The organism is Kribbella orskensis (assembly GCF_004342085.1).
GTDB lineage: Bacteria > Actinomycetota > Actinomycetes > Propionibacteriales > Kribbellaceae > Kribbella > Kribbella orskensis.
In genome coordinates this window covers 1-4,783 of sequence record NZ_SLWM01000060.1, presented here as the reverse complement: position 1 = coordinate 4,783, position 4,783 = coordinate 1, and the positions used below count along the sequence as shown (strand labels likewise).

At 64.0% G+C, this 4,783-nt stretch carries 5 protein-coding genes and 1 pseudogene; 5 read left to right on the top strand and 1 reads right to left on the bottom strand.

Features of this window, described 5'->3' with window-relative positions; translation table 11 throughout:
- Positions 1–570 precede the first annotated feature (570 nt).
- The gene (locus EV644_RS44230) at positions 571–912 is read right to left on the bottom strand and encodes a hypothetical protein (protein ID WP_132197831.1); all 342 of its coding nucleotides are present in this window, start codon (positions 910–912) and stop codon (positions 571–573) included.
- A gap of 169 nt (positions 913–1,081) precedes the next feature.
- Between EV644_RS44230 and EV644_RS44225 the strand changes: the two genes are divergently transcribed.
- The 5 genes and pseudogenes from EV644_RS44225 (at position 1,082) to EV644_RS44205 (ending at position 4,652) form a co-directional block, all read left to right on the top strand.
- Complete coding sequence (locus EV644_RS44225) at positions 1,082–1,384, top strand: DUF427 domain-containing protein (protein ID WP_132197833.1); 303 nt, start codon at positions 1,082–1,084, stop codon at positions 1,382–1,384.
- Positions 1,385–1,587: 203 nt separating this feature from the next.
- Positions 1,588–1,695: pseudogene (locus EV644_RS48260) on the top strand (hypothetical protein); the annotation flags it as partial.
- 193 nt (positions 1,696–1,888) lie between these two features.
- Positions 1,889–2,227, top strand: coding sequence for a CorA family divalent cation transporter (locus tag EV644_RS48125; RefSeq protein WP_132197835.1), 339 nt, complete (start codon positions 1,889–1,891; stop codon positions 2,225–2,227).
- Positions 2,228–2,569: 342 nt separating this feature from the next.
- Positions 2,570–2,950: a nuclear transport factor 2 family protein gene (locus tag EV644_RS48120; protein ID WP_132197837.1), complete on the top strand. Its 381-nt coding sequence runs from the start codon at positions 2,570–2,572 to the stop codon at positions 2,948–2,950.
- Positions 2,951–3,389: 439 nt separating this feature from the next.
- Positions 3,390–4,652 (top strand): MFS transporter, encoded by a 1,263-nt coding sequence (locus EV644_RS44205; RefSeq protein WP_199240397.1) that lies wholly within the window; start codon positions 3,390–3,392, stop codon positions 4,650–4,652.
- The last annotated feature ends 131 nt before the right edge of the window (positions 4,653–4,783 follow it).

The window sequence follows — 4,783 nt, the reverse complement described above, 5'->3', positions numbered from 1 at the left end:
GGACCCTAGAGAAGTCAAATTCTTCCAGTACGTAAGGGCATTCTCGCGTTCCGACCCGCTCCCTCAAACGCCCTCATCGGTGGATCGAGGCTTAGGGCTAGCGACCTGTCCTTTCGTGCTCGTAATCATCGTCAACCGCGTGGCGAGGTGAGGCGACCCGCCGCGACGCCGACACGACATCCGCGGGTCCCATACGGACTGTCGTTTACGGATAGGAAGACCCTCTGGTGGCGAGCAACCTCGTCGCCGATACGAGGTTGGCATTCTCCGAGCACCCGACGGAGATCAGGGTCTTCACCATGAGGTAGCCGCTAGTCAAGTAGGCGAGGAACGTAACGGGACCAGTCGAAAGGTCCTGTTACGTTCCTCGCTCCATGCTGTGCTCTACTACGTCCGGGGCCATGCGAAAGCAAACGACATCGACGGACCAATCCGTTCGACAGATACATCCGCGCGGAGGTTCCACGACAGCCGACCACTCGACCCCCGACCGTGGCACTGGCCGTGCAGACTGGCGCGCAGGCCTGATCTCCTAATTGCGCCGCGCGCGCTCTTCCGTTTCCGTCCCGCTTAGTGGACGGGCCGATAGTGGCCTACGAACTCGGCTCCCCCGCTGAGCTCGACGAATCGCAGGCCGGTGATCGCGCCATTCTCGACCGTCCACCGCAGCTCGTAAGAGGCCCGGTAGCTAGGCGGCCAGAAGGAGCAGAAGTGGCCGTCGTCGTCGACGGACCACTCACCGCGGGTCGGTCGACCGGCCTCGACATATGTCGTGTTTCCATCCGGCTCGAACACCTGAGAGGCGCCGTCGTTGTACTCCAAGCGGCCCGCGGTCACTGCCACGGAGATCTGGTCACGGGCGACTCGATCGCCGTCGTCGGCATGGATGTCAGCCAGGGCTGGGATCACCATCGCCCTCGCCTCCACTGTCGACCAGCCATTGGCATCATGGGTCTGCAGTCCTCCGGCTCGATTTGACAAAAGTGGACGGTATCGTCCGATTATTGACTGTGATGGCAGCAGAGAGCAAGGCAACCCACGCGGGGGTCAGGACCCCACATCCACGGCCGGAGGAGTACAGATGAAGGCGTCGGTCGATGGAATGCTGGTAGCGGAGGCACCTGACGACCGCATCATCGTGGTTGAAGGCAGCCGCTACTTTCCGCCTGACGCATTGATCATCGGCGTCTTGCAGGCAAGTCCGACGCCGTACACCTGCCCGTGGAAGGGTCAGGCCCGCTATTACGACGTGCTGAGCACCACCGCGAAGTATCCCGATGCCGCCTGGTGCTACCCGGCACCCAAGCACTCGGCCATCGAGGTGGTCGGCCACGACTTCACTAGCTACGTCGCCTTCGATGCACAGCAGATCGCGGTCGCGTAAGCAGTCATCGGCGCACTTCGGTCCCCGCCCGATACTGCCGAGGTGCGGAACGTCGAACGGAACAGACGCTCATCGAGAGTGGCGTATATCGAGATGGCCGCAGGCGTGAGGTGCCGATCAGTCTCGCGGCGACCGACCAGGCACTCCAACAGGATCCGGCTGTCTTCGCCTGGGTGGACCTGTACGAACCGGATCCCAACGAGATGGCTAGCGTTCGGCGTCTCTTCGGATTCCATGTGCTGGCGATAGAGGACGCCGGGGTACCACAGCAACGTCCCAGGATTGAGCGGTACGACGACGCACTGTTCGTCGTACTTCGGACACTCTGGTACGTCGACGACGCGAACGCTGTGGAGACCGGCCAGGTGAATGTGAGGTGCTCGAGATGCGCCGCGCGATCGTTCCGCTGCGGGATCCGCTCGGGGAGTTCTCGCGCGGCGGCGCTCACCTCAGCTCGTCGGCCGCTCCGTTCTTCCGCGACGTCGCGAATTATGTCGCCCGGGCGTGCGAGCAGATCGACAGTGCCGAGCACTGCTCGACTCGGCGCTGGCCGCTCACACCTCACGCGTGGCCGTGCAGCAGAACGACGATCTTCGCCGGATCTCCGCCTGGGTGGCGATCGCGGCGGTGCCGACCCTGGTGACCGGCATCTATGGGATGAACTTCGGCCGGATGCCGGAACTCCTTTTGGGAGGACGGCTACCCGATCGTCATCCTCTCGTTGATCGGCTCCTGCGTTGTCCTGTTCGGAAGCACCCTGACGCGCCAAGCGTCTCGGTAGGACAGCCATCGATACCTTCGACTGGGCACATCACGGCGCACAACTCGAGGTGCTGCGGATAAGCCGGGCCGACCTTCACAAGATCCGACCTGGAATCTCGCTGGACTACTCCTATGACCCAGACGGGCTAGTGCCGCCGGGTCATTCTTCCGATCGCGGGCGTGTTGCCTCGTCGGCTCACCATCCCTTAGCTGCACCGCCTCTCGACGTCGTACCACGCTGACCAGCGCGGGTTACGGCGGGAGGGCGTCGAGGCGCGAACGAGATTGCGACGTTGTCGGTAAGACGGCGCGACGGATCGACACAAACAAGACGGGACAACCTCGCACGCCGGCACCGCGTACACGGCACCGAAACGACAGCTCACCGGCGGCGAACGCCGAACCACAGAGAAGGAACACGTAATCAACGACACCAAGCAGTCCACCGAAGATCTGGCGATCCTCGAGCAGCTCAACAATGACTACGTCCGCTCCGACCAGCTCAGCGATGCCAAGCGCTTCAGCGAGTTTCTTGCCGAAGACTTCATCGTGCAGACTCCGGGCGTCACCCGCAACCGTGCCGAGTTCCTCGACTACATCGCGAAGCCGCGCCCCTTCAAGGATCTCGCTGTGCACGACGTCAACATCCGCATCCTCAGTGACGTTGCTCTGATCCACGGCCGCGCCACGTACACCATGCTCGCCGATGGAGTGGACCAAGAAGCTCTGTACACGGACACGTACCAGAAGCGTGAGGGTACCTGGGTCTGCGTCTCAGCCTGCGCGATTGCTCCGGGCACCTAAACCGCCCCGCGAGGCTGCTGGTCGCGAGGCAACCCCGCCCTTGGGCAGGGACTACACCCAGGGGCCAGTCACGATACGGCAACAAGCCGAGACCGGCCGGCGACCTCACCTCAGACGAGAACGGCACGACCAAGATCAGCGGAATCGACACTGGTGTAGCCGCCCACAGTGGCGGCTACACCAGTGTCGACCGCATTCCAGCAGACTGCGACCTCGTGATCTCCTCTGGCACGCCCCGCCTCAGGCCGACGGAACACCTCCCGAGGACTTCGCTGAGAAGCGCGGCAGGTGTGGCGTAACGCCCACGACGCGCTCAAGCAGGCCGGAGCGTCCATGACCGACATCGTCTCTGTGCGGACCTGGCTCACCGACACCTCCACGGTGCGCAGCTACGTCGACGTGCGCAACCCCGAAACCTCCAGAAACTCCTGGGTGGTTCATGACAAGAGAAAGGCACGGCTCGATGCACAACGTGGCACCGGTGATCAAACTGGCTCGGCGGGACACAACGCTCCGGCTGGCGTTCGTATCTGCGGTGGTCTCCCTGGCAGCCGCGTTTGCCGCGAACGCCGCGCCGGTCCCGCTCTACAACATCTATCGAGCTGAGGACAGGTTCACCAACGCCGGTATCTCGCTGGCGGTCGTCGCCTACTCCGTCGGCACTATCGCCGCATTGTTGGTGCTGGGACGCGTGTCCAATCATGTCGGTCGCCGACGCACGGCGATCGCCAGCCTCGGTCTGCTCCTGCTGGGCTGTCTGCTGCTGCTGAACGTGCACGCCATCGGCATCCTGCTGGCCGGTCGGGTCCTGATGGGCCTCGGTGCCGGGCTCGCCAGCAGCAGCCTCACCGCCTACATCGTCGACACCGTACCCACCAGGCCGGCCTGGCTGGCCTCCGTCGCCTCCAGCCAGGGACCCATGCTCGGCCTAACCGTCGGCGCCATCGGCTCCGGCGCCCTGGTCCAATTCGGGCCCTGGCCACGCGACCTCATCTACCTGGTTTGCGCCGGCCTCCTGCTGCTGTCCGCCGCACTCGTCGCGATCAGCCCTGAAACCGTAACTCCGACGCCGGGCGCTTGGCGATCACTGCTGCCCCGGGTTCGCGTTCCAGCGCGGGTCAGACATCTGCTCCCCGTCGCGGCCGCGGTGTTCCTGTCCACCTGGGCGACCGGGGCCTTCTACCAAGCCTTCGTGCCCGCGCTGGTCGAAGACCAACTCCACACCCACAACCCCCTCGTCCCCGGACTGGTGTTCGCCGCCTACATGGCCCCCAGCGTTCTCGGCGCTCCCCTCGGCGGCCGGTTCACACCAGCGGCAGCCCAACGCCTCGGCATGATCGCCTTCCTGGCCGGAATGATCGGCATCATCACAGCAATCGCCAGCGGCACACTGGCGTTGTTCATCACCTCAACCATCGTCGCCGGCGCCAGTCAAGGCATCGCCATCAGCGCCGCAACCCGCGGCCTGCTGCACGGCAGCACCCTGGCCGACCGGGCACCGACCTTCACCGCGATCTACCTCATCTCCTACAGCGGCGCCGCCTTCCCCAGCCTCATCTCCGGCCAACTGTCCAACACCTTCTCGCTACCACAGATCACCCTCGGATACGGCGGACTTGCCCTCGTCGCCACCCTGTTCACCGTCATCGCTGCACGCAACCCGCACACCGAAACGACCGGAAACAGCCAGCACGGTGACTAATCATGGCGAACTCACCATCATCCAGACCTCACTCGACTGGGTTTCCCCTCGTAGCGTGGAGACATCCTCTTAGAAGGTGAGGGTGATGGCTGAGGCACGACGGAAGTTTGATCGGGAGTTCCGCGAGGGTG